Annotated in this window: 22 protein-coding genes; 14 read left to right on the forward strand and 8 right to left on the reverse strand. The window is 69.2% G+C overall.

Annotated elements, in window-relative coordinates; translation table 11 throughout:
* Nucleotides 1-156: 156 nt before the first annotated feature.
* From BM066_RS26945 to BM066_RS07825, 4 genes are all read right to left on the reverse strand, one after another.
* Complete coding sequence (locus tag BM066_RS26945; protein ID WP_369823236.1) at nucleotides 157-348, reverse strand: hypothetical protein; 192 nt, start codon at nucleotides 346-348, stop codon at nucleotides 157-159.
* A gap of 2 nt (nucleotides 349-350) precedes the next feature.
* Nucleotides 351-1,268 carry a sterol desaturase family protein gene (locus tag BM066_RS07815; protein WP_089925966.1) on the reverse strand — a complete coding sequence of 306 codons (918 nt, stop codon included), beginning with the start codon at nucleotides 1,266-1,268 and terminating at the stop codon, nucleotides 351-353.
* Nucleotides 1,265-1,654: a hypothetical protein gene (locus BM066_RS07820; protein ID WP_369823237.1), complete on the reverse strand. Its 390-nt coding sequence runs from the start codon at nucleotides 1,652-1,654 to the stop codon at nucleotides 1,265-1,267. The genes BM066_RS07815 and BM066_RS07820 overlap by 4 nt, the downstream gene beginning before the upstream one ends.
* Before the next feature lie 261 nt (nucleotides 1,655-1,915).
* Nucleotides 1,916-2,461 carry a porin family protein gene (locus BM066_RS07825; protein WP_089925972.1) on the reverse strand — a complete coding sequence of 182 codons (546 nt, stop codon included), beginning with the start codon at nucleotides 2,459-2,461 and terminating at the stop codon, nucleotides 1,916-1,918.
* Between the two features lie 314 nt (nucleotides 2,462-2,775).
* Between BM066_RS07825 and BM066_RS07830 the strand changes: the two genes are divergently transcribed.
* Nucleotides 2,776-3,891 (forward strand): beta-ketoacyl-ACP synthase III, encoded by a 1,116-nt coding sequence (locus BM066_RS07830; protein ID WP_089925975.1) that lies wholly within the window; start codon nucleotides 2,776-2,778, stop codon nucleotides 3,889-3,891.
* Between the two features lie 46 nt (nucleotides 3,892-3,937).
* Here the strand turns inward: BM066_RS07830 and BM066_RS07835 are convergent, their stop codons facing one another.
* Entirely contained in the window at nucleotides 3,938-5,113 is a 1,176-nt protein-coding gene (locus BM066_RS07835) for a M48 family metallopeptidase (protein WP_089925978.1), read from the reverse strand.
* A gap of 171 nt (nucleotides 5,114-5,284) precedes the next feature.
* Between BM066_RS07835 and tcyJ the strand changes: the two genes are divergently transcribed.
* The 5 genes from tcyJ (at nucleotide 5,285) to recG (ending at nucleotide 10,224) form a co-directional block, all read left to right on the forward strand.
* Entirely contained in the window at nucleotides 5,285-6,079 is a 795-nt protein-coding gene (gene tcyJ, locus BM066_RS07840) for a cystine ABC transporter substrate-binding protein (protein ID WP_089925980.1), read from the forward strand.
* 139 nt (nucleotides 6,080-6,218) lie between these two features.
* Complete coding sequence (gene tcyL, locus BM066_RS07845) at nucleotides 6,219-6,875, forward strand: cystine ABC transporter permease (protein ID WP_089925983.1); 657 nt, start codon at nucleotides 6,219-6,221, stop codon at nucleotides 6,873-6,875.
* A complete protein-coding gene (locus BM066_RS07850; RefSeq protein WP_089925987.1) occupies nucleotides 6,872-7,627 on the forward strand; it encodes an amino acid ABC transporter ATP-binding protein in 756 nt (251 codons plus the stop codon). The genes tcyL and BM066_RS07850 overlap by 4 nt, the downstream gene beginning before the upstream one ends.
* 62 nt (nucleotides 7,628-7,689) lie before the next feature.
* The gene (locus BM066_RS07855) at nucleotides 7,690-7,992 is read left to right on the forward strand and encodes a hypothetical protein (protein WP_089925990.1); all 303 of its coding nucleotides are present in this window, start codon (nucleotides 7,690-7,692) and stop codon (nucleotides 7,990-7,992) included.
* Nucleotides 7,993-8,148: 156 nt separating this feature from the next.
* Nucleotides 8,149-10,224: an ATP-dependent DNA helicase RecG gene (gene recG / locus BM066_RS07860; protein ID WP_089925994.1), complete on the forward strand. Its 2,076-nt coding sequence runs from the start codon at nucleotides 8,149-8,151 to the stop codon at nucleotides 10,222-10,224.
* 17 nt (nucleotides 10,225-10,241) lie between these two features.
* On the opposite strand, the gene BM066_RS07865 is transcribed toward recG, so the two are convergent.
* Together BM066_RS07865 and rfaD are read right to left on the reverse strand one after the other, a co-directional pair.
* Entirely contained in the window at nucleotides 10,242-11,378 is a 1,137-nt protein-coding gene (locus BM066_RS07865) for a DUF3089 domain-containing protein (protein ID WP_089925997.1), read from the reverse strand.
* Between the two features lie 109 nt (nucleotides 11,379-11,487).
* Entirely contained in the window at nucleotides 11,488-12,489 is a 1,002-nt protein-coding gene (gene rfaD / locus BM066_RS07870) for an ADP-glyceromanno-heptose 6-epimerase (protein ID WP_089926001.1), read from the reverse strand.
* 167 nt (nucleotides 12,490-12,656) lie between these two features.
* On the opposite strand from rfaD, the gene BM066_RS07875 reads away from it, so the two are divergent.
* From BM066_RS07875 to BM066_RS07910, 8 genes are all read left to right on the forward strand, one after another.
* A complete protein-coding gene (locus tag BM066_RS07875) occupies nucleotides 12,657-13,892 on the forward strand; it encodes an SAM-dependent methyltransferase (RefSeq protein WP_089926192.1) in 1,236 nt (411 codons plus the stop codon).
* A gap of 83 nt (nucleotides 13,893-13,975) precedes the next feature.
* Nucleotides 13,976-14,257: a hypothetical protein gene (locus BM066_RS07880; RefSeq protein WP_089926003.1), complete on the forward strand. Its 282-nt coding sequence runs from the start codon at nucleotides 13,976-13,978 to the stop codon at nucleotides 14,255-14,257.
* Between the two features lie 104 nt (nucleotides 14,258-14,361).
* On the forward strand, nucleotides 14,362-15,360 hold the full coding sequence (locus tag BM066_RS07885; protein ID WP_089926006.1) for a cysteine synthase A: 999 nt from the start codon (nucleotides 14,362-14,364) through the stop codon (nucleotides 15,358-15,360).
* A 103-nt stretch (nucleotides 15,361-15,463) separates the two neighbouring features.
* Nucleotides 15,464-16,036: an N-acetylmuramoyl-L-alanine amidase gene (locus BM066_RS07890; protein WP_177218401.1), complete on the forward strand. Its 573-nt coding sequence runs from the start codon at nucleotides 15,464-15,466 to the stop codon at nucleotides 16,034-16,036.
* A gap of 262 nt (nucleotides 16,037-16,298) precedes the next feature.
* On the forward strand, nucleotides 16,299-17,150 hold the full coding sequence (sseA, locus tag BM066_RS07895) for a 3-mercaptopyruvate sulfurtransferase (protein WP_089926012.1): 852 nt from the start codon (nucleotides 16,299-16,301) through the stop codon (nucleotides 17,148-17,150).
* Nucleotides 17,151-17,398: 248 nt separating this feature from the next.
* Nucleotides 17,399-18,562: a cystathionine beta-lyase gene (gene metC, locus BM066_RS07900; RefSeq protein WP_089926195.1), complete on the forward strand. Its 1,164-nt coding sequence runs from the start codon at nucleotides 17,399-17,401 to the stop codon at nucleotides 18,560-18,562.
* A gap of 61 nt (nucleotides 18,563-18,623) precedes the next feature.
* Entirely contained in the window at nucleotides 18,624-19,166 is a 543-nt protein-coding gene (locus BM066_RS07905) for a DUF1697 domain-containing protein (protein ID WP_089926015.1), read from the forward strand.
* 410 nt (nucleotides 19,167-19,576) lie between these two features.
* The gene (locus tag BM066_RS07910; RefSeq protein WP_177218402.1) at nucleotides 19,577-20,476 is read left to right on the forward strand and encodes a beta-1,6-N-acetylglucosaminyltransferase; all 900 of its coding nucleotides are present in this window, start codon (nucleotides 19,577-19,579) and stop codon (nucleotides 20,474-20,476) included.
* A gap of 104 nt (nucleotides 20,477-20,580) precedes the next feature.
* Here the strand turns inward: BM066_RS07910 and BM066_RS07915 are convergent, their stop codons facing one another.
* Complete coding sequence (locus BM066_RS07915) at nucleotides 20,581-21,891, reverse strand: DUF5690 family protein (protein ID WP_089926021.1); 1,311 nt, start codon at nucleotides 21,889-21,891, stop codon at nucleotides 20,581-20,583.
* Nucleotides 21,892-21,979: the final 88 nt, after the last annotated feature.

Here is a 21,979-nt window from a genome sequence, read left to right on the forward strand (position 1 = left end):
AAGGCCGCGAAGGTCGCAGGCCTTAGCGCCCTCCCCATCGCCTCGAGGTGAGTTGATCATACGGCGGCGCGGGAGGGGGAGGATAAGTGATTTCGAAGCTTTGATTTCGTTGAGGAAACACGCCAGGAGCGAGGGGGAGAAGTTTTTTGGTGGCGTTCACTTGTTGGCGCGACGTTGATTTCGGCTTTCGACCCAAATACGCCCTCTCCCTTTGGGAGAGGGAGGGGCCCGTCGCGAAGCGATGGGAGGGTGAGGGGTTACGAGGTTTGACGGTGTGCCGGCGCTCCGTCGGACGCCGTAACCCCTCACCCCAACCCTCTCCCTATGGGAGAGGGGGCAGTTTGCCACTCCTAGCCGCCCGTCGAAGCGGCCCCCGCTCCTTCCCTCGCCACTCGCGCCCGCCACTTGGCCTTCAGGGTGCGCGAGGTGTCCCGCGAGCCGTCGTGGCTCCAGCCGGGCGGGCCGAAGAGGTAGCCCAGGGCGTGACGCGGATGGGCGACGACGTCCTTCCCGATGGCGATCCATTCGTGGAAGACGTTGGTGAAGAGGTTGAAGCCGGCCAGGTTCTTGACCGTTCCGTAGCGGCACGGCTCCTCCTCGGTCTCGGGGATGAAGGTGCCGAACATCCGGTCCCAGATGATCAGCACGCCGGCGTAGTTGGCGTCCAGGTAGCGGGGGTTGCGGGCGTGGTGCACCCGGTGGTGCGAGGGGGTGTTGAACACCGCCTCGCACCAGGCCGGCATGCGCTTGATCGCCTCGGTGTGGATCCAGAACTGGTAGACCAGGCTCATCCCCTTCTGGATGGCGACCATGGCCGGCGGAAAGCCCAGGAACGACAGCGGCAACCACAGCAGCCAGGTCCCGGCGATCCCGCCCGTCCAGGTCTGCCGCAGGGCCGTCGACAGGTTGTAGTGGGTGGAGGTGTGGTGGTTGACGTGGCTGGCCCACCAGAAGCGCCGCTCGTGGGCCAGGCGATGGAAGCCGTAATAGGTCAGGTCCTCGGCGAAGAAGAGGACGACCCAGGCCCAGATCGCGGTCATCGGGATCGTGAAGATCCGGTGCTGGTAGACCCAGACGCTGGCCGCGAAGATCACCCCGCCCATCAGCGCGCCGGCGATGCTGCTGCCCAGGCCCATCGCCAGCGAGGTGGCGGTGTCCCTGGCCTCGTAGCGGGCGTCGGCCTTGCCCAGCCGGGCCAGGACGATCTCCAGGACGACCGCCAGCACGAAGAACGGGACGGCCGCCTGCACCGGGTCGAAGGTCTTCACGCGGCGGCCTCCCCAGCGGCGAACGCCGGCGGCGGCCAGGCCTCGCCCGCCTTCAGCGCCAGGCGGGGCGCGCCGTCGGCGGTCTTCAGGACCAGGACGCCGTCGGCCGACTTGGCGGCCAGGGCGGCGGACCACGGCAGGTCGCGGGCCACGTAGCCGTCGCCCTTGCGCCAGGCGATCAGGGCCCGCTCGCGCGACCGCGCCACCAGGCCGGCGCCGTCGGCGGCGATCCACACGGCGTCGACCGGATCGTCCGGAAACTCCACGGCCAGCAGGGCCCGGGCGCCGTCGGCGTCGAGCGGCGGGGTCGGCCGCGGGATCCGCGCCCAGGCCGCGAGGGCGACCAGCAGGCCGACGGCGGCGGCCGAGCCAAGCAGTTGAATCAACAGCGCCTTGTCCAAGGCAACGCGTCCTCCCCGGAATGCCTGACGCCAGCGTCACGCTCCGCCGGTCCAGCGTCAAGGGCGAGGTTCGGCCCGGCGCAGAGACCCCGTCCCTGCATCCTGGGTGTCTACGCCCCGCCGTTCCCGGGCGTCCTGTCCCCCAAGCCTGGCCGTCGCCTGCACGTCGCCGACCGGTCGGCAAAAAGCGCGCCCCCATTTGGGGGCGCGCTTCCTTCGTTTCAGGACTTGGTTCCGGACGGCCCGCTAGAACTTCCGGGCGTAGCCCACCGCCACCACGTTGGCGTCGGCCGCGTCGTTGTCGCGGAACTGCTGGCGGGTGTAGTCGACGCGCACGCCGTTCTTGTCGTCGACCTTGTACTGGGCGCCGACCCCGTAGTTGACGCTGTCGGCGTCGAACTTGCTCTCGGCCCCGGCCAGGGTCTGCCTGAACTGGGTGTTGCCGTAGCCGACGCGGCCGATCAGGTCGATCTTCGGGGTCACGGGCAGGAAGCCGACGCCATAGACGGCGGCCTGGTGGGTCTGCTCGATGTTGGACCGCACGCCGTTGGTGTCGATGTCGTCGTCCTTGACGCCGCCGGACAGCTCGCCCTCGACGCCGAAGTGCGGGGTCAGCTTGGCGCCCAGACGGCCCTGCACGGCGCCGGTGTCGGCGCCCTCGGCGCGGGATCCGGCATAGCCGAGGGTCCCGTAGACTCCGGTGTCCTGGGCGTGGGACAGGGTTGGGGCGGCGGCGACCGCCATGGCGACCACGGGCGCGGCCAGGACGGCCGCCGACATGAGAGTTTTCATTGTTGTACTCCTTGGTACTGGCGCGAGGCAGGGGGAGCGCCTCGGCCTGCCCTGGATAGCCACGCCCTGGGGCGGCGATAGGACCCTCCCGGGACCGTTTGGGGCCATTGCGTGTCGTTCCCGACATGTCCGTGGCGATTGTGGCGGCGCGGAATCGTTCCGTGTCCGGCGTCGAAAGCGGCGGGGTGTGGCCTGGATGCCGCGCAGGGAAACGTGACGCCCGCGTCAGGCGTGCTATGGATCGGCCAACTGAGCCAGGACGCGCCCGCACCTCTTTAGAGGGGAGGCGCGCCAGCGTCACCGGGACCGCCGCCTTGCCTAAAGCCGTCATCGTCGCCACGGGGCTGTACACCCCGCCGTTCAGCGTTTCGAACACCGAGCTGGTCGAAGCCTTCAACACCTATGTCGAGCGCTTCAACGCCGCCAACGCCGAGGCGATCGCCGCCGGCGAGGTCGCGGCGCTGGCCCCCTCCTCGCCCGAGTTCATCGAGAAGGCCTCGGGCATCAAGGCCCGCTACGTGATGAACAAGGCCGGGATCGTCGACCCGGAGGTCATGCGCCCGATCCTGCCCGAACGGCCCAACGAGGAAATCTCGATCCTGGCCGAGATGGCCGTCGAGGCCGCCCGGCAGGCGATCGAGCGCTGGGGCAAGCCGGTCTCGGAGATCGGCGCGGTGATCTGCGCGGCCTCGAACATGCAGCGCGCCTATCCGGCCATGGCCATCGAGGTGCAGCAGGCCCTGGGGATCGACGGCTTCGCCTTCGACATGAACGTCGCCTGCTCCTCGGCCACCTTCGGCATCAAGACCGCCGCCGACTTCATCGCCACCGGCAGCGCCAAGGCCGTGCTGATGGTCAATCCCGAGATCTGCTCGGGCCACCTGAACTTCACCGACCGCGACAGCCACTTCATCTTCGGCGACGTGGCCACGGCCGTGATCCTGGAGGCGGAAAACCAGGCCAAGGACGGCTGGGAGATCCTGGGCACGCGGCTGAAGACCCAGTTCTCCAACAACATCCGCAACAACTTCGGCTTCCTCAACCGCACGGCCCCGGAAGGGATCGGCGCCAAGGACAAGCTGTTCGTGCAGGAAGGCCGCAAGGTGTTCCGCGAGGTGGTGCCGATGGTCAGCGAGATGATCGTCGAGCACGCCGGCGACATCGGCGTCGATCCGACGGGCCTCAAGCGCCTGTGGCTTCATCAAGCCAACATCAACATGAACGATCTCATCGCGCGAAAAGTGCTGGGCCGCGACCCCGAGCCCGGCGAGAACGTGATCATCCTGGACACCTACGCCAACACCAGCTCGGCCGGCTCGATCATCGCCTTCCACACCGCCAGCGACGACTTCGCGGCCGGTGAGACGGGCCTGATCTGCAGCTTCGGCGCGGGCTATTCGGCCGGGACGGTGTTCGTGCGCAAGCGGTAGCGACCGGGGACATGCACTTGTGCGTGTCCCCGGCCCTGCTCCGGTCCTATTTCGGATGCGCCGCCTTCCAGTCCATCGCCCGGCGGATGCGGTTCCCCACCGCCGGGTGGTCGTAGAACAGCACCTCTTCCAGCCGGCCCGGCGTCGCCGCGCGGTACTCGATGGTCTTGACCAGGGCCTTGGACAGGCCGTCGGGCTCGTTGAAATGGGCCAGGCTGTAGTGGTCGGCGTCGCTTTCGGCGATCCGGATCAGGCTGTTGGTCACCGGCTGGCCCAGCAGGCCCAGCACGCCCAGGATCACCGCCAGGACCGGCAGGCCGGCCGGGTCCGCCAGGCCCTTGATCGTGTCGCCGCCCATCAGGGCGCGGACCGGCGCGAACAGGCGGTCGACCAGGAAGAAGGCGACGATGGCCAGCAGGCTCATGCCGCCCGCGATCCACAGGGCGTGGTGGTGGGCGTAGTGGCCCATCTCGTGGCCGACCACGCCGCGCACCTCGGCCAGGTCCGCGCCCTGCTTGAACATGGTGTCGCTCATCGCCACCCGCGCCGAGCCGAACAGGCCCGAGACGTTGGCGGTGTAGGCGTTGGACTGCTTGGAGCCGTCGTAGACGAAGATCTTGTCGCTGGGGATGCCGTTGGCCTTGGCCATGGCCACGACCTGGTCGCGCACCGGACCGGCTGGGGCGGGCGTGTAGTGGTTGAAGATCGGTTCGATATAGATCGGGGCCAGCACCATCATGGTGGTGATGAACACCGCCGTCAGGCCGCCGCTCCACAGCCACCAGGTGCGCGGCGCCTTGCGGATCAGGGCGTACAACGCCGTCAGGAACAGGCCAAACAGCACCGCGCCGATCGCCGTGCCGATCGCGTGCTCGCCCAGCCAGCCACCGAAGGCCTGGCTGGTCAGGCCGTACTGCTTTTGCCGCCACCAGTCGGCATAGATCGACCAGGGCAGGCTCAGGACGCTGTCGATCAGCAGATAGGCGACGCCGACCACCAGGCTGACCAAGACGGGCCGGGCCTTGCGACGCTCCAGCCGCCGGCGCAGCTCCGCCAGAACGCCCCAGCGCACGATCAGGAACGACACCAGCGCCGAGACCAGAAAGCCCCACAGCAGCAGCCAGTGCCCGCCCTGCGTATAGGCCGTGGCCTTGGCGTGCGCCTCGGGCGGCAGTTGCGCCAGATAGGCCGCGGTGGCGGCGGCCGGATCGAACAGAGCCAATGAAAATCCCCCGGTCAACGATGCGGTCCCGCAGCAAGCCAGAGCCGAGGCGCGCCGTCAGGTTAAATCGCGGTCAGGTTGGATTCCGCGGGGCGGCGGCGAGGCTTGCCTCTGGCGGCGGCGCGCGGGGCGTATAGAAATGCGCGGATGATTTCGTCTTTCGAGGCTCGCATGCGATTCCCCGCCCGTCGTGAACTGATGATCGCCCTGGCGCTCGGCGCGGTCGCCCTGGCCGGCTGCGGCGGCAAGACCGGCGACGTGGCGGAGACCGGCCTCAAGCGCGTCGAGGCGACCAAGACCCTGCGCATCGGGCTGGAAGGCACCTATCCGCCGTTCAACTTCCAGGACAAGGACGGCCAGCTGACCGGGTTCGAGGTCGACTTCGCCAAGGCCCTGGCGGCCCAGATGAAGGTCAAGGCCGAGTTCCACCCCTCACCGTTCGCCGGCCTGCTGGGGGCGCTGGAGTCCAAGCGGATCGACGTGGTGATCAACCAGATCACCATCACGCCGGAACGGGCCGCCAAGTACGATTTCTCGCGACCCTACACGGTCTCGGGCATCCAGATCATCGTCCGCAAGGGCCAGGCGGGGATCGCCGCGCCGGCCGACCTGGCGGGCAAGAAGGTCGGGGTCGGCCTGGGCACCAATTACGAGAGCTGGCTGCGGGCCAACGTCCCCGCGGCCGTGGTCCGCACCTATGACGACGACCCGACCAAGTACCAGGACCTGAAGGCCAGCCGCATCGACGCGGTGCTGAACGACCGGCTGGTGGCGGCCGACTTCGTCAAGACCTCGCCCGATTTCGTCGCCTCCGGTCCGCCCTTCGCCAGCCAGGGCATGGGCGTGGCCATGCTGCGCGACCCGGCCCTGAAGGTCACCGTCGACGAGGCCATCGACGCCCTGCGCGCCAACGGCCAGCTGGCTGCGATCTCGGTGAAGTGGTTCGGGCAGGACGTGACGAAGTGATCGTCACCGTCCCGGTTGTCATCCCGGAAGCGCGTAGCGCTGTCCGGGACCCAGGTGACTGGGCTAAGGCAGTGCAGCCGCCCCTGGATCCCGGACAGCCTCTACGAGGCTTCCGGGACGACAACGACGGGAGGCGTACTTGAACGCCGCCCTCGACCTCATCCTCCAGTCCGCCCCGCTGCTCCTGAAAGGCGCGGTCTACACCGTGCTGCTCAGCCTGATCGGCATGGGCGCGGGCCTGGTCATCGGCTTCGGCCTGGCGCTGATGCGGCTGTCGCGGAGTCCGCTGCTGCGCTGGCCGGCGGCGGTCTATGTCTCGGCGATCCGGGGCACGCCGCTGCTGGTGCAGCTGTTCCTGATCTATTACGGCCTGCCGCAGCTGGGCGTGCAGCTGCCGCCGCTGCTGGCGGCCGGGATCGGCTTTTCGATCAATATCGGGGCCTATGCCGGCGAGATCCTGCGCAGCGCCATCGCCGCCGTCGACAAGGGCCAGTGGGAGGCCGCCAGCGTGCTGGGCATGAGCCGCGGCCAGGCCCTGCGCCGGGTGATCCTGCCCCAGGCCGCCCGCACCGCCGTCGCGCCGCTGTCCAACAGCTTCATCAGCCTGGTCAAGGACACCTCCCTGGCCGCCACCATCCAGGTGCCCGAGCTGTTCCGCCAGGCCCAGCTGATCACCGCCCGCACCTACGAGATCTTCGCCATGTACCTGGCGGCCGCCGCCCTCTACTGGATCCTGTCCAGCCTGCTGGCCCTGGGCCAGACCCGGCTGGAACGCCGGGCGGAGGGCCGCCGATGAGCCCGGTCTTGGGGAGCGCGATCGACGCCAAGGGCCTGATCAAGCGCTTCGGCGCCACCGCCGTCGTGAACGGCGTCGACCTGACCGTGTCGCCCGGCGAGACCGTCGCGGTCATCGGCCCCAGCGGCTCGGGCAAGAGCACCCTGCTGCGCTGCCTGGCGGGGCTGGAGGTCATCGACGGCGGGACCCTGACCGTGGCCGGCGTCACCGCGGGCGCCAAGCCGCCCCTGGCCCGCGCCCTGAAGGGCCGCGTCGGCTTCGTGTTCCAGAGCTTCAACCTCTTCCCGCACCGCACGGCCCTGCAGAACGTCGCCGAGGGTCCGATCGTGGTGCGCGGCGAAACGCCGGCCGCCGCCCACGCCAAGGCGCACGCCCTGCTGACCAAGGTGGGTCTGGCCCACCGCGTCGACGCCTATCCTCGCGAGCTGTCGGGCGGCCAGCAGCAGCGCTGCGCCATCGCCCGGGCCCTGGCCATGGATCCGCAGGTCATCCTGTTCGACGAACCGACCTCGGCCCTGGATCCGGAGCTGGTCGGCGAGGTGCTGACCGTGATCCGCGACCTGGCCGCCGAGAGACGGACCATGGTCATCGTCACCCATCAGATGGACTTCGCGCGCGATGTGGCCGATCGGACGCTGTTCATGGATGACGGCGTTATAATTGAACAAGGCCCTTCCGCCGAAGTGCTTGGTTCGCCTAAGGAAGAGCGTACGCGGCGATTCCTCAGCAAGGTGAGCGGCCTAAGGTCATAATTTGGCCTCCGGCGCCCCTCACCTCCTCTCCGCCGACGCCGTGTGCTGTGAGGCGAGGTCCAGTGAAACCCTATATCGATCTGCAAGGCGCATCAGGCGCCGTCTACCGTTACAAGCTGGCCGAGGATCGCGATCCTCGGACGACGATCGCTGGCAATTTCGTCTTCGTCGACGCGACCGGAACGGTCGTCTACGCGGGCGAGGCCAACAACCTGCACGGGGCCGGCAATCGCTTCCCCGAGGCGGCGATGAAGCACAAGGCCGAGTATCTCTACACCCGCCTGAACGTCTCGGGCGCCTCGCGCTCGGACGAGCTGCAGGACATCGTGGCCGCGCTGCAGCCGGCCATGAACAAGGGCGAGTAGCGCCCGCGTTCGGATTTCCGGGGACGGCGGAGGCGTCACTCCCCCCGGGATCCGGCCGACCTTTTACGGTCAAGTTTCCCCAAATGCCCGAACGGCACAAAAAGAGAACATAGCGGCGTCCACATCCGTCGCGGGCTTCGCTATGGTGGGAGCCGCATGCGCCCCGAGATTCTCTTTCCGCTGTTCACGCCGGTCTCCACGCTGAAGGGCGTGGGGCCGCGCGTCGCGCCGCTGGTCGAGCGCCTGGCGGGGCCGATCGTCCGCGACGTGCTGTTCACCCTGCCCCAGGGCCTGATCCGCCGGACGGCCACCACCAGCGACCGCGCCGTCGACGGCCAGGTCCAGACCTTCCTGGTCGTCATCGACGCCCACCTGCCGCCGCAGCGGCCCGGCCAGCCCTGGCGGATCCGCGCCTGGGACGAGCACGGCTTCGTCACCCTGACCTGGTTCAAGGGCCATGGCCCGCACTTGGAGCGCCAGCATCCGGTCGGCGCCCGGCGCGCCGTCAGCGGCAAGGTCGAGCGGTTCGGCAACGAGATCCAGGTGGCTCACCCCGACTACCTGCTCGAGGCCGAGCGGATCGCCGACATCCCGCCGATTGAGCCGGTCTACGCCGCCACCGCCGGCCTGCCCTCGCGCACCTTCCGCAAGTTCGCCCACGAGGCCCTGGAGCGCGCCGCCGCACTGCCCGAGTGGCAGGATCCGGCCTGGCTGGCCAAGAGCGGCTTTCCGGCCTGGCGCGAGGCCCTGGCCCTGGCCCACGGCCCACAGGCCGAGATCGACCTGTCGCCGATGTCGGTCGCCCGCCGCCGCCTGGCCTATGACGAACTGCTGGCCCATCAGCTGGCCCTGGCCCAGCGCAAGGCCGGCAAGCGCTCGCGTCCGGCCCCGCGCATCCAGGCCGGCCCGCTGTCGGACGCCGTCGAAAAGGCCCTGCCCTTCAGGCTGACCGGGGCCCAGATCCGCGCCCTGTCGGAGGTGCGCGGCGACATGGCCAGCGGCGAGCGCATGGGCCGGCTGCTGCAAGGCGACGTCGGTTCGGGCAAGACGGTGGTGGCCATGCTGGCCATGGCCGACGCGGCCTCCTGCGGCCTGCAGTCGGCCCTGATGGCCCCGACCGAGATCCTGGCCCGCCAGCACTACGAGACCCTGGCCCCGCCGCTGGAGGCGCAAGGGTTGGCGGTGATCCTGCTGACCGGCCGCGACAAGGGCGCGGCCCGGGCCTCGAAACTGGCCAAGCTGGCCGACGGCTCGGCCGCCGTGGCGGTGGGCACCCACGCCCTGTTCCAGGACGACGTGGCGTTCAAGGCCCTGGGCCTGACCATCATCGACGAGCAACACCGCTTCGGGGTCAATGAGAGGAAGCGCCTGCAGGACAAGGGGGCGGGCGCGCACCTGGTCGCCATGTCGGCCACCCCGATCCCGCGCACCCTGGAGCTGACGGTGTTCGGCGACCTGGACGTCTCGCGCATCGATGAAAAGCCGCCGGGCCGCACGCCGGTCGCCACCCGCGCCGCGCCGACCCCGCGCATCCCCGAGATCATCGAACGGCTGAAGGCCGCCGCCCAGGCCGGGGCCCAGGCCTTCTGGATCTGCCCGCTGGTCTCGGAGTCCGAGAAGATCGACCTGCGCGACGCCGAGATGCGCGCCGCCTCGCTGCGCCAGGCCATCGGCCCCCGTGTCGGCCTGGTCCACGGCCAGATGGCGGCGGCCGAGAAGGACGCGGTGATGCAGGCCTTCGTCGACGGCGAGGTCAGCGTGCTGGTGGCCACCACCGTGGTCGAGGTCGGGGTCAACGTGCCCAACGCCAGCATCATGGTCATCGAGCACGCCGACCGTTTCGGCCTGGCCCAGCTTCACCAGCTGCGCGGGCGCGTGGGGCGCGGGGCGCGCGAGAGTTCGTGCGTGCTGCTCTACGACCCGCCGCTGTCGGAGACCGCCCAGCAACGGCTGGACATCCTGCGCCGCAGCGACGACGGCTTTGAGATCGCCGAGAAGGACCTGGAACTGCGCGGCGGCGGCGATCCGCTGGGCCTCAAGCAGAGCGGCTTCCCGGCCTACAGGCTGGCAGACCCCGTCGCCCACCGCGACCTGATCGCCGTGGCCGCCGACGACGCCCGCCTGATCCTGGCCCGCGACCCCGAGCTGGCCTCGCCCCGCGGCCAGGCGGTGCGGGTGCTGCAGGAACTGTTCGACTGGAAGGCCGCCTCGCCGCTGAATGATGCGGGGTGAGCGGATCTGGGAAATGACTAGTTGGGAACGGCCGGAGCCGCAGCCCCCCGCTTTTTCAGCGCCGCCACCCGCGCCAGAGCGTCGGCCTCGATGTCCGCCCAGAACAGGTTGAAGCCGTCGACCTTGCGCCGGTCCGTCCACGAGCCGCTGTCGCGCAGCGAGGTCGATTTCGGGCGGCCGGTGTGCAGCAGGCCGTTCTCGCACTGGGCCCAGACCTGGCGCTTGAGCAGGGCCGGCCGGGATCCCCATTCCAGACCGGTGGCGTTGACCGCGCCGAGGTTCAGCCTGGCCGGGGCGCGGATCTCGTTGCGCGCGCCCAGCAGGGGGTTGACGCAGAGCGGCGGGCGGCCGTCCAGGGTGACCAGTTCGCCGCCGGCGTTCCAGACCAGCGACCGATTGGTCAGCTCCTGGACCTGCTGGAAATCGCCGTCCGTCAGCGAGGCCCAGGCGACCAGGCAGCCGGCCTGGTCCCGCGCCCCGCAGGCCGGCACGGGCGCGCCGGGGCCGAACTCGTCGGCCGGGACCACGGTCTCGATCAGATAGACGGCGGCCAGGCGGTCGCGCAGCCCCACGTTCGGCGCGATCTCCTCGTTCAGCAGCCGCTCGGCCAGGATGCCGCCCTGCTCCACCCCGACCAGCACGATCGGCCGCCCGCCGTTGTCGTGCCTGAGATAGTGGCGGAAGGCGTCGCGCACGTCGTCATAGGCGAAGCGCCGGGCGTCGCGAGCGTCGTCGCGCAGGGTCAGGAAGGTGTAGAGGCTGGCCTGGCGATAGTGCGGGGCGAAGATCCGCCCGACCCGCGCGAACGGCGCGGCGTAGTTGGGCAGCATCACCCGCGCCAGGTCGCGCGCCGCCTTGGGCTGATCGAACGGCGCGTTCCAGTCGCGGCCGCCGTCGTAGCTGGTGGGATGGACGAAGAACACGTCGGCCGATCCCCGGCTCGCCGCGCCGTGCTGGGGCAGCAGGGCCCAGGCCTCGGGCTTGGCGTAGTCGGGGGCCGGCGGCGGCTCGTAGGTCTGGAACGGCACCTTGGGATCCAGCGTGGTGCGCAGGATGTCGTAGCGCCAGTAGAACGCCGCCGACAGGACCAGCGCCAGCAGCAGCACCGCCCCCGCGAAGATCCAGCGCCTGAAACCCTTGAACCGCTCGCCCATGGGCCCTGGTTACACGAAGCCGCGGCCGGGCGCGAGACGGCGCGCTAGGCCTTGCGCCCGTTCCTGTCCGACGATCGCCGCCGAGAGGACCGACGGGGGATCTACATCCTCACCGATACGGATCGTCGGTGTTCAGGAACCCCGCCACATAGTCCTCGACGCCGTCCTCCAGCGAGGTCATCGGGGCGTTGTAGCCGGCGGCGCGCAGGCGGCTCATGTCGGCCTGGGTGAAGTACTGGTACTTGCCGCGCAGCACCTCGGGCATGTCGAAATAGTCGATGTCGGGCTCGCGGCCCACGGCGCGGAAGGTGGCCTCGGCCAGGGCCCTGAACGAGCGGGCCTTGCCCGAGCCCAGATTGTAGACGCCGTTGACGTGCGGGCTCTTGGCCAGCCAGGCGACCACGTCGGCCACGTCGCGCACATAGACGAAGTCGCGCAGCTGGCCGCCGTCCTCGTAGTCGGGGTGGTGCGACTTGAACAGCCGCACGCCCTCGCCGGCCGCCACCTTGGGCCAGATCTGGCAGACCACCGACTTCATACCGCCCTTGTGCTCCTCGTTGGGGCCATAGACGTTGAAGAACTTCAGCCCCACCCACTGAGTCGGGGCGTGCCCGCGGGCGGCCTCGCGGACGGCGTAGATGTCGAACAGCGCCTTGGACCAGCCATAGGCGTTCAGCGGCCGCAGGGCCTTGAGGCTTTCCAGATCGTCCTTGCCGTCGAAACCTTGCAGGCCGTCGCCGTAAGTGGCCGCGGAAGAAGCATAAATCAGCCGGCGTTGATGTTCCGCGCACCACCGCCACAGGTCGCGCGACAGCACGAAGTTTGACTGCACGATCAGGTCGGCGTCCGGCTCGGTGGTCGACGAGATCGCCCCCATGTGGATCACCAGCTCGACCTCGTCGCCGCGCCGGGCCAGCCAGCCGAACAGGTCCTCGGGCGCCACGAAGTCGGCGATCGCCGACTTGGCCAGGTTCTTCCACTTGTTCTGCGCCGCCTCGCCCAGCCAGTCGCAGACCACCACGTCGAGGCTCTCGTCCTCGCACAGCCTGGCCACGATGTTCGAGCCGATGAACCCGGCGCCGCCGGTGACGAGGATGACGCGTCTGGACATGAAGGCGTTATGGCACAGGGGGCGGCGGGGGCAAGATGATCCGCTCGAGGCCTGTCGCGGCCCCGAGCGAGACCGGCGTTTCTCGCGCCGCCGGATCGTCGTCCCCATTTACAGGTCGGTTCCGAGAGTTCTTACTTTCGTCAATCAAGTTAGGGATGGGACCGTCGATGACCGATATCCTGCCTGCGACCTGGCCGGCCACCGCCCGCGACCCCGAGCTGCGTCGCGCCCCGGCCGCCTTCCGCGCCGCCCTCCGCGTCGCCGTGGAGAACTGGGCGGCCGGCGACCTGACCTTCGTCCTGCCCTCGGGCAAGCCGCTGCGCATCGTCGGCAAGACGCCGGGGCCGGACGCGGTGATCCGCATCCACGACTACCGGTTCATCCGCCGGGCCCTGGCCGCCGGCGACATCGGCTTCGCCGAAGGCTACATGGCCGGCGAGTGGGACACGCCCGACCTGTCGGCGGTGCTGGAGGCCTTCTCACTGAACTTCGACCGGCTGACCGCCCTGGTCCGCGGCAACCCGCTGATGCAGGCGATCAACAGCCTCTACCACCTGTTCCATCGCAACGACCGCGCCGGCTCCCGGCGGAACATTCACGCCCATTACGATCTGGGCAACGCCTTCTATTCCCGCTGGCTCGACCCCAGCATGACCTATTCCTCGGCCCTGTACGAAACCCCGGGCCAGCCGCTGGACCAGGCCCAGCACGCCAAGTACGCGGCCCTGGCCCGGTCGATCGACCTCAAGCCCGGCCAGCACGTGCTGGAGATCGGCTGCGGCTGGGGCGGCTTCGCCGAGTTCGCGGCCAAGGAGGTCGGCGCCAGGGTGACCGGCGTCACCATCTCCCAGGCCCAGCACGACTTCGCCAAGCGCCGTCTGTTCGACCAGGGCCTGGCCGAGAAGGCGCAGATCCGGCTGATCGACTACCGCGACGTCCAGGGCCAATTCGACAGCGTCGCCTCGATCGAGATGTTCGAGGCGGTCGGCGAGGAATACTGGCCCACCTATTTCGGCAAGATCCGCGAGGTGCTGTCGCCCGGCGGCCGGGCCGGCCTGCAGATCATCACCATCCGCGACGAGCTGTTCGCCCGCTATCGCTGCCACACCGACTTCATCCAGCGCTACGTCTTCCCGGGCGGCATGCTGCCCAGCGAGGCCCGCCTGAAGCAGGAGACGGCCGCCGCCGGCCTGGCCTGGACCGGCGTCCAGCGCTTCGGCCAGAACTACGCCGACACCCTGGCCGAGTGGGCCGCGCGGTTCGAGGCCGCCTGGGGCGACATCAAGGGCCTGGGCTTCGACGAGCGGTTCCGCCGGCTGTGGCGGTTCTATCTCAGCTATTGCGAAGCCGGCTTCCGCACCGAACGCACCAACGTGATCCAGCTGGGCCTTTCCCGGGTTTAAGGACGGTCAAGGCCTAGCAAACCAGGCCCTGCATCCCGACCTTCGGTGTGCGTACATTCCGCGAGCGCGTCCGAGGTCGGCCGATGAACCTCTACACCCTGGTCCTGGACTTCCACGGCGGCACCTACATCACCCAGTTCGACGCCGCGAGCGCGACCGACGCGGTCGCCGCCTGGTGCAAGGAGCTGGAGGACGAACAGCTGCTGGGCGACGCCTCGTTCCCCGTGGCCGAGGGCATCATGGTCGACGCCATCGAGAACCACCTGGTCGAGGTGGAGGGCCTGCACGGCGCCTGGTGCGCGGCCGCCTCCGTGAACGGCGCCCTGGCGCTGCTGAACGTGATCATCACCCAGCGGATCGATTGAACCTGTGCTGAAACCGCCAAGGCCGCCTTCAGGAAAACTGGCCTTGCCTGAGGGCCGCGCATCACGATCTACCATGCCACCTCCCGACCGGCCGGACTGAAGAGATGACCGTAAAGACCAGCGTCCTGGACGCTATCGGCGACACGCCGCTGATCCGCCTCAACCGCGCCAGCGACGCCACCGGCTGCGAGATCCTGGGCAAGGCCGAATTCATGAATCCCGGCCAGTCGGTCAAGGACCGCGCGGCCCTGGGCATCATCCGCGACGCCGAGGCCAAAGGCCTGCTGCGGCCGGGCGGGCGCATCGTCGAGGGCACGGCCGGCAACACCGGCATCGGCCTGGCCATGGTCGCTTCGGCCCTGGGCTACAGGACCACCATCGTCATCCCGCGCACCCAGAGCCAGGAGAAGAAGGACGCCATCCGCCTGCTGGGCGCCGAGCTGGTCGAGGTGGACGCCGTCCCCTACTCCAACCCCGACAACTATGTCCGCTATTCCGGCCGCCTGGCCGAGGAACTGGCCAGGACCGAGCCGAACGGGGCGATCTGGGCCAACCAGTTCGACAATGTCGCCAACCGCCAGGCCCACTTCGAGACCACCGGCCCGGAGATCTTCGAGCAGACCGACGGCAAGGTCGACGGCTTCATCTGCGCTATCGGCTCGGGCGGCACCCTGGCCGGCGTCGCCGCCGCCCTGCGGGCCCGCAAACCGTCGGTGAAGATCGGCCTGGCCGACCCGCACGGCGCGGCGCTGTACAGCTGGTACGCCGACGGCGAGCTGAAGTCGGAGGGAACCTCGATCAGCGAGGGCATCGGCCAGGGCCGGATCACCGCCAATCTCGAAGGCCTGGCGATCGACCACCCGTTCCGGATCAGCGACGAGGAGATGCTGGAGCAGGTCTTCGACCTGGTGCAGCACGAGGGCCTGTGCCTGGGCGGCTCGACCGGGATCAACGTCGCCGGCGCGGTGCGCATGGCCAAGGCCATGGGCCCGGGCCACACCATCGTGACCATCCTCTGCGACCACGGCTCGCGCTACCAGAGCAAACTGTTCAACCCCGCCTTCCTGGCCGAGAAGGGCCTGCCGACCCCGCCCTGGATGTGAGGCCGGACCCGGCATGCGGGCGCCGCGTCCGCCACTGACCGAAAAGTTGCGGAATTCAACCATCCAGTGCAGGATCCCCCCAAGTCGCACCGGGGAGGGCCTGATGGCTTGGAAGGGTATCGTCGGCAAGAGCTTCACGCCGGAATCTTTCGAAACCTACTGTGAAGCTCTGACGTGGTCGGCCTGGCGGCCGAAGTTCATCGCCCTACACAACACCGGCGTGCCCTCGCTGGCCCAGAGGCCGCAAGGCTTCACCCCGACCCACATCGCCAATCTCGAGGCCTATTACCGCGACAATCAGAAATGGAGCGCCGGGCCGCACCTGTTCGTCGACGACAAGCAGATCTGGGTCTTCACGCCGCTGACGGTGTCGGGCGTCCACTCGCCCAGCTGGAACAGCATCGCCCTGGGCGTCGAGATGCTGGGCGATTACGACAAGGATCCCTTCGACAGCGGCCGCGGCGCGGCGGTGCGCGACAACGCCGTGGCCGCCATGGCCAGCCTCTCGGCCGTGCTGGGCCTGGACCCCAACAGCATGAAGCTGCACCGCGAAGACCCGGCCACGACCCACGCCTGCCCGGGCAAGAACGTCAAGAAGCTGGAGGTCATCCAGCGCGTGCAGGACAAGATCGTTCAGGAGGCTGGCGAGCACTCCCTGGCCGAGCATCATCCTTAGGGTTCAGCGCCCCGGGATTTTCAACACCCCAAACGGTTGTCGTCCCGGAAGCCTCGCAGAGGCTGTCCGGGATCCAAGAGACTGGGTAGAAGCTGTGCGGTCGCCCTGGATCCCGGACAAGCGCCGCGCGCTTTCCGGGATGACAACCATTTGGGCGCGGACCTGATCAAGCCAGCCCTCACGCAGCCTTGCCCCGTCCCGTCGATCGCGTGATCTTGCCCGCCTTCTCCAAGGGGCGAGTCACGCCCCGAAAGGCTTTGCGATGACCCACACCGATCCGCTCGTCTCGACCGCCTGGCTGGCCGACCACCTCGACGCGCCCGACGTCCGCATCGTCGATGGCTCCTGGCACATGCCCGCCGCGAAGCGCGATCCGAAGGCCGAGTACGAGCTGGCCCACATTCCAGGCGCGGTGTTCTTCGACATCGACGACATTGCCGACGAGACCTCCGACCTGCCGCACATGCTGCCCTCGCCGATCAAGTTCGCCTCGCGGGTCAAGAAGCTGGGCCTGGGCGACGGCTCGCGGATCGTCGTCTACGACACCAGCGGCATCCTGCCGGCCGCCCGCGTCTGGTGGGAATTCCGCGCCATGGGCCACGAGGACGTGGTGGTGCTGGACGGCGGCCTGCCCAAGTGGATCGCCGAGGGTCGTCCGGTCGAGGACCTGGCCGTCACCCCGCAGGAGCGCCACTTCACCCCCCGCTACCAGGCCGACATCGTCCGGTCGCTCGACCAGATGAAGCGCAACCTGGAGACCGGCCGCGAACAGGTGGTCGACGCCCGCGCCGCCGGCCGCTTCGAGGGCCGCGACCCCGAGCCCCGCGCCGGCCTGCGCGGCGGCCACATCCCCGGCTCGCGCAACGTGCCGCTGTCGGCCCTGCTGGCCCCCGACGGGACCCTGCTGCCGGCCGACAGGCTGGCGGCCGTGTTCGAGGCCGCCGGGGTCGATATCGACCGGCCGATCGCCACCACCTGCGGCTCGGGGATCACCGCCGCGGTGGTCTCCCTGGCCCTGGCCCGGCTCGGCAAGCCCCGGGCGGCGGTCTATGACGGCTCGTGGACGGAATGGGGCGGCCGCGAGGACGTGCCGGTGGCGACGGGGCCGGCCTGATCCCTTCACACCTGCCCCCACCTGACCGCTTCGCGGTCTGTCCGCCCCCATGGGGGCCGAAGCCGCCTGCGCGAGGCTCTTCCCCCTCCGGGGGAAGACGGCCGAAGGCCCGTAGGGGGCACGTGTTCGTCGCATTGAGCCACGCCAATCAGCGCCTCTCCCGATCCTGACGGATTTCCTGCCTTGAACCGGTTCACCCCCGCACCCTAAACCACCAGGGTCAGCAGCCCGCCGAGTCCGCCATGCCCCTGGATGAAGAAACCCGCCTGGTCCGCAAGGGCGCCCCGCCCAAGGGCGGCTCGGTGCTGGCCCGCACGGTCAATCCGCCGGTCCAGCGCGGCTCGACGGTGCTGATGCCCAACGCCGCCTCGCTGTACGACGACAGCCAGCTGACCTACGGCATCACCGGCCTGTCCTCGCCGGCCAACCTGCAGCTGGCTCTGGCCGAGCTGGAGGGCTCGCCCGACGTGACCCTGTACCCGTCGGGCCTGGCGGCGATCACCGGCGTCATGCTGGCCCTGCTGAAGGCCGGCGACGAAATCCTGGTGGTCGACAGCGCCTACAAGCCCACCCGCCGGTTCTGCGACCGGGTGCTGACCCGGTTCGGCGTGACCACCACCTATTACGACCCGGCCCTGTCGCCCGAGGCCCTGATGGCCCTGTGCACGCCGGCCACCCGGATGATCCTGCTGGAGGCTCCCGGCTCGCTGACCTTCGAGATGCAGGACATCCCGGCCATCGCCGCCGCCGCCAACGCCCGCGGCGTCCTGACTCTGATCGACAACACCTGGGCGGCCAGCTTCTACTTCAAGCCCCTGGCCCACGGGGTGACTATCAGCGTCCAGGCCCTGACCAAATATGTCGGCGGCCATTCGGATGTGTTCATGGGCAGCGCCGCCACCGCCGACAACGTGATCGGCAACCAGCTGGGCGACGCGATGTGGGACATCGGCTGGTCGGTGTCGCCCGACGACGCCTACACCGTGCTGCGCGGCCTGCGCACCCTGGCCACCCGCCTGCCCGTCCACCAGGACAAGGGCCTGGAGATCGCCCGCTGGCTGCAGGGCCGACCCGAGGTGGCCCGGGTGCTGCATCCGGCCCTGGAGAGCGATCCCGGCCACGCCCTGTGGAAACGCGACTTCACCGGCGCCTGCGGCCTGTTCGGCGTGGTGCTGCGGCCCGCCTCGCAAAAGGCCGTCCACGCCTTCCTCGACGCCCTGGACCTGTTCGGCCTGGGTTTCTCGTGGGGCGGCTACGAGAGCCTGGCCATTCACTGCGACCCGCAGCTGAAGAACCGCACCCTCCCGGTGAAGCTGGAAGGTCCGCTGCTGCGCCTGCACGTGGGGCTGGAGGCGACCGGAGACCTGATCGCCGACCTGGAGCGCGGCTTCGCGGCGCTGGCCAGGGCGTAATCGATAGGGACGTCGCGGCCGCGAGGGTCTAAACAGCCGCCTCGTTCGAAAGGCCTGCTCCATGACCGTCCACATCGCCCTGCTGCGCGGCGTCAACGCCGCCGGAAACCGCCAGGTCACGGCCGACGAGCTGACCGCCCTGCTGACCGAGCTGGGCCATGCCGACGTCCGCGCCGGTCCCAAGGCCGGCGACCTGGTGTTCGCCAGCGGCGAGCAGACCGGCGCCGAGCTGCAGGCCCAGATCGAGACCGCGCTGATGGACCGCTTCGCGCTGCGCACCGACGTCTATGTCCGCACGGCCCAGGCCTGGCGCGCCCTGGTCGCCGCCAATCCGTTCCCCGAGTTCGCGGCCCAGGATCCCGGCTGGCTGATGACCCTGTTTCTGAAGGACGCGCCGGACAAGAAGGCCGTCGGCGCCCTGCGCGCGGCGATCCGCGGCCGCGAGCAGGTGCGGGCCGAAAGCCGGCAGCTCTATGCGATCTATCCCGACGGCGTCGGCGGCTCGAAGCTGACCAACGGCCTGGTCGAGAAGACCCTGGGCGCGCGGATCACCGGCCGCAACTGGACCACCGTCCTGGCCCTGGAGGCGATGCTCCCGGCCTGATCGCCGCGGTGCGACAAACCAGGATGCGGGGTTTGCCGCCGGACCTGTTATAGCTTCTCCCGCGTTCACATACGCAGGACATGGCCGTCGAGAGCGAGCCGCCGCAGGGCGGTCGATCCGCTCCGGCTCGGCCGCCTTTCGAGACATCGACACCCATGAACTGGCTCTTCGAGCTGTCGGCGGCGTGCGCCTTGATCGCGCTCGCCCTTCCCGTCGCGTTCAAACTCCTGGCTCCCCGCCGGCCCGCCTTGCGCCCGGCGCGCGCAAGGACGGACTCGACCGCCTCGTCATGACCCGCTGATCGCCGGCCGGTCATCGCCTCGGGCCGCGACCATCCCCCAAGCCCCATGGCCATCACGCGACGCCTTGCGTCGCGCAATGGCGCTCGCCCTCATTCCAGGAGTAGCCGCGTGATCGCCTATCTCGTCCTCGTCCACCGTTTTCCCGAGCAGTTCAAACGCCTCTTCAAGGCGATCCACGATCCCGCCAACCACTATCTGATCCATGTCGACAAGAACTCCGGCCCCGAGCTGGAAGCCGACATCCGGGGCTTCCTGGCCGCCTATCCCAACGCCGACGTGCTGGAGAGCAAGACGGCGCTGTGGGGTGGCTACAGCCTGGTCGACGCCGAGCTGCGCGGCATGGCCCGCCTGCTGGAGATGGGCCGGGACTGGGAAGTGTTCATCAACCTCAGCGGCCAGGACTTTCCGCTCAAGACCCAGAAGTTCATCAAGACCTTCCTGGCCCGGCGGCGGGGCCAGGAGTTCATCAAGGCGTCGGACCAGCAGCAGGTTCGCCCCGACACCATGCCTCGGGTCCGGAAATACGTCTTCGAACTGCGCGACCGGATCGTGCGCACCATCCTGAGCCGCCGGTTCCTGCCGGGCGCCAAGCCCTATATCGGCAACCAGTGGATGATGGTCAGCCGCCGGTTCTGCGAATTCGTCTGTCACGACAGGCGGGCCGATCGCTACAAGGCCTTCTATCGCAACACCTTCATCGCCGACGAGGGCTTCTTCCAGACGGTGATGATGAACACCGCCGAGCATGGCGTGGTCGTGCAGGACGACATGCGGATGATCGACTGGATCCCCGACGGCGACATCAAGCTGCGGCCGCGCACCTATGGCATGCAGGACGCCGCCGCCCTGATCGCCAGCCCCGACCTGTTCGCCCGCAAGTTCGACGCGGGCGTCGACGCGGGGATTCTCGACATCCTGGAAAGCCATCTCGCGGCCCAGGACATCGCCAATCCCGAGATCGGCCCCGCGCCGCGCCGGGAGGTCGAACCCGTGCTGGCGGCGGTCTAGAGCGTTTCCCGACCTGATTGCATCAGGTTGACGCTATAGATCTTTGTTTTAACGCATTTTCTTCACGCGAACCGGTGTCCGCTTCGCTCGAAAATGCTCTAGGATCAGGGGCGAGCGGCTGAACCCGCCGCCCCCTTCGGCAGCTTCAGCAGCATCCAGGCCAGCCCCACCCCGGCCACGCCGATCACCGAGGTCCCGTAGGCCGCCCCGGCCAGGAAGCCGCTCCAATCCAGCTTCAGGTGAGCGAAATAGCGGGCCAGCAGCAGGGAGACGCTGCCGACATAGCCGCAGGAGTCGGCGACATAGATCAGGAACCCGGCCGTCCCCACCTGCCCCGTGGCCGCGATCAGCCGGTCGAACAGCATGCCGTTGAACGGGGTGTAGGCCATGTAGATCCCCGCCCCCGTGGCGACCATCCAGGCCACGGGGCCCAGCAGGCCGACCTGCCGGCCCAGGGTCGCCACGCCCAGCAGGGCGAAGCCCAGGGCCACGAAGGCGAAGTTGAAGCCGACCGCCCGGCGGTTGTCGCGCACCAGGCTCAGCACGCCCAGCCCGACCAGCACGATGGCCGCGACCGGGATTTCCGACAGCGAGAAGATCGACGCGGCGTTCTTGAAGCCCAGCTCGGCCCAGATCTCGGCGGCGAAGTTGTCGCGGAAGTCGCGCAGGGCGGTCAGCAGCACATAGACCGCCACCAGCAGCACCAGGGCCGGAGCGTGGGCGGCGAACATGGCGGCGCGGGCCCGGGCGTCCATGGGCGCGCGGCGCACGCGGGCGGCCTCGTCGGCCGGCGACGGCGGCGGCAGCTGGGTCAGGGCCGCCACGGCCAGCAGCAGCAGCGGGGTGAACATCAGGCCGGTCAGGGCCGGCATCCAGCGCTCGTCCACGCCCTGCAGCAGCAGGCTCTTGCCCACCGACTTCACCACGCCCGAGGCCAGGATGAAGCTGGCGCACAGCATGGCGCCCAGCACCTCCGACAGTCGCCGCCCCTCGACGAAGCCGAACACCAGGCCCCAGATCATGCCCAGGCACAGGCCGTTGACGAACAGGGCCGGCGGTCCAGCGACCGCCGGGCCCAGGCTCAACCCCAGCAGCGACAGCTCGGCCCCGCCGATCAGCGCCAGGATCGCCAGCCAGCGCCGCTCGGGCCGCATCTCGGAGATCACCTTGATCCCGACGATCTTCGACACCGCGTAGCCGGCGACCTGGGCGATCACCAGGGCGACCTTGAAGTCGATGGCGAACGGCCAACCGGCCATGGCCTCGTAATGCGCGGCCGTGAACGGCTTGCGATAGGCGAACATCGAGAAATAGGCCGCGAAGGCCGCCAGCCCGCCGTACAGAGCGAAGGCCCAGGACGGCGCCTTGGCCAGGGCGCGGGCGATCGGGCCGTGAGTCGGTGTTGGGTTCGACATGCCTCATGGGCGGGTCGAACAGGCGTGTCCGTCAAGCCCGACCGGGGACATGCCCTTGGGCGTGTCCCCATTTCAGCCCTGGAACACG

Origin of the sequence: Caulobacter sp. UNC279MFTsu5.1, from assembly GCF_900114015.1 — a bacterium.
Taxonomy (GTDB): domain Bacteria; phylum Pseudomonadota; class Alphaproteobacteria; order Caulobacterales; family Caulobacteraceae; genus Caulobacter.

What these genes read in the sequence shown, in the direction of transcription:
- sseA (WP_089926012.1), top strand. Translation starts at nt 16,299, where the DNA reads ATGACCCACACCGATCCGCTCGTCTCGACCGCCTGGCTGGCCGACCAC.
- BM066_RS07890 (WP_177218401.1), top strand. Translation starts at nt 15,464, where the DNA reads ATGGCTTGGAAGGGTATCGTCGGCAAGAGCTTCACGCCGGAATCTTTC.
- recG (WP_089925994.1), top strand. Translation starts at nt 8,149, where the DNA reads ATGCGCCCCGAGATTCTCTTTCCGCTGTTCACGCCGGTCTCCACGCTG.
- BM066_RS07905 (WP_089926015.1), top strand. Translation starts at nt 18,624, where the DNA reads ATGACCGTCCACATCGCCCTGCTGCGCGGCGTCAACGCCGCCGGAAAC.
- tcyJ (WP_089925980.1), top strand. Translation starts at nt 5,285, where the DNA reads ATGCGATTCCCCGCCCGTCGTGAACTGATGATCGCCCTGGCGCTCGGC.
- BM066_RS07850 (WP_089925987.1), top strand. Translation starts at nt 6,872, where the DNA reads ATGAGCCCGGTCTTGGGGAGCGCGATCGACGCCAAGGGCCTGATCAAG.
- BM066_RS07915 (WP_089926021.1), bottom strand. Translation starts at nt 21,891, where the DNA reads ATGTCGAACCCAACACCGACTCACGGCCCGATCGCCCGCGCCCTGGCC.
- BM066_RS07865 (WP_089925997.1), bottom strand. Translation starts at nt 11,378, where the DNA reads ATGGGCGAGCGGTTCAAGGGTTTCAGGCGCTGGATCTTCGCGGGGGCG.
- BM066_RS07885 (WP_089926006.1), top strand. Translation starts at nt 14,362, where the DNA reads ATGACCGTAAAGACCAGCGTCCTGGACGCTATCGGCGACACGCCGCTG.
- BM066_RS07880 (WP_089926003.1), top strand. Translation starts at nt 13,976, where the DNA reads ATGAACCTCTACACCCTGGTCCTGGACTTCCACGGCGGCACCTACATC.
- rfaD (WP_089926001.1), bottom strand. Translation starts at nt 12,489, where the DNA reads ATGTCCAGACGCGTCATCCTCGTCACCGGCGGCGCCGGGTTCATCGGC.
- BM066_RS07875 (WP_089926192.1), top strand. Translation starts at nt 12,657, where the DNA reads ATGACCGATATCCTGCCTGCGACCTGGCCGGCCACCGCCCGCGACCCC.
- BM066_RS07825 (WP_089925972.1), bottom strand. Translation starts at nt 2,461, where the DNA reads ATGAAAACTCTCATGTCGGCGGCCGTCCTGGCCGCGCCCGTGGTCGCC.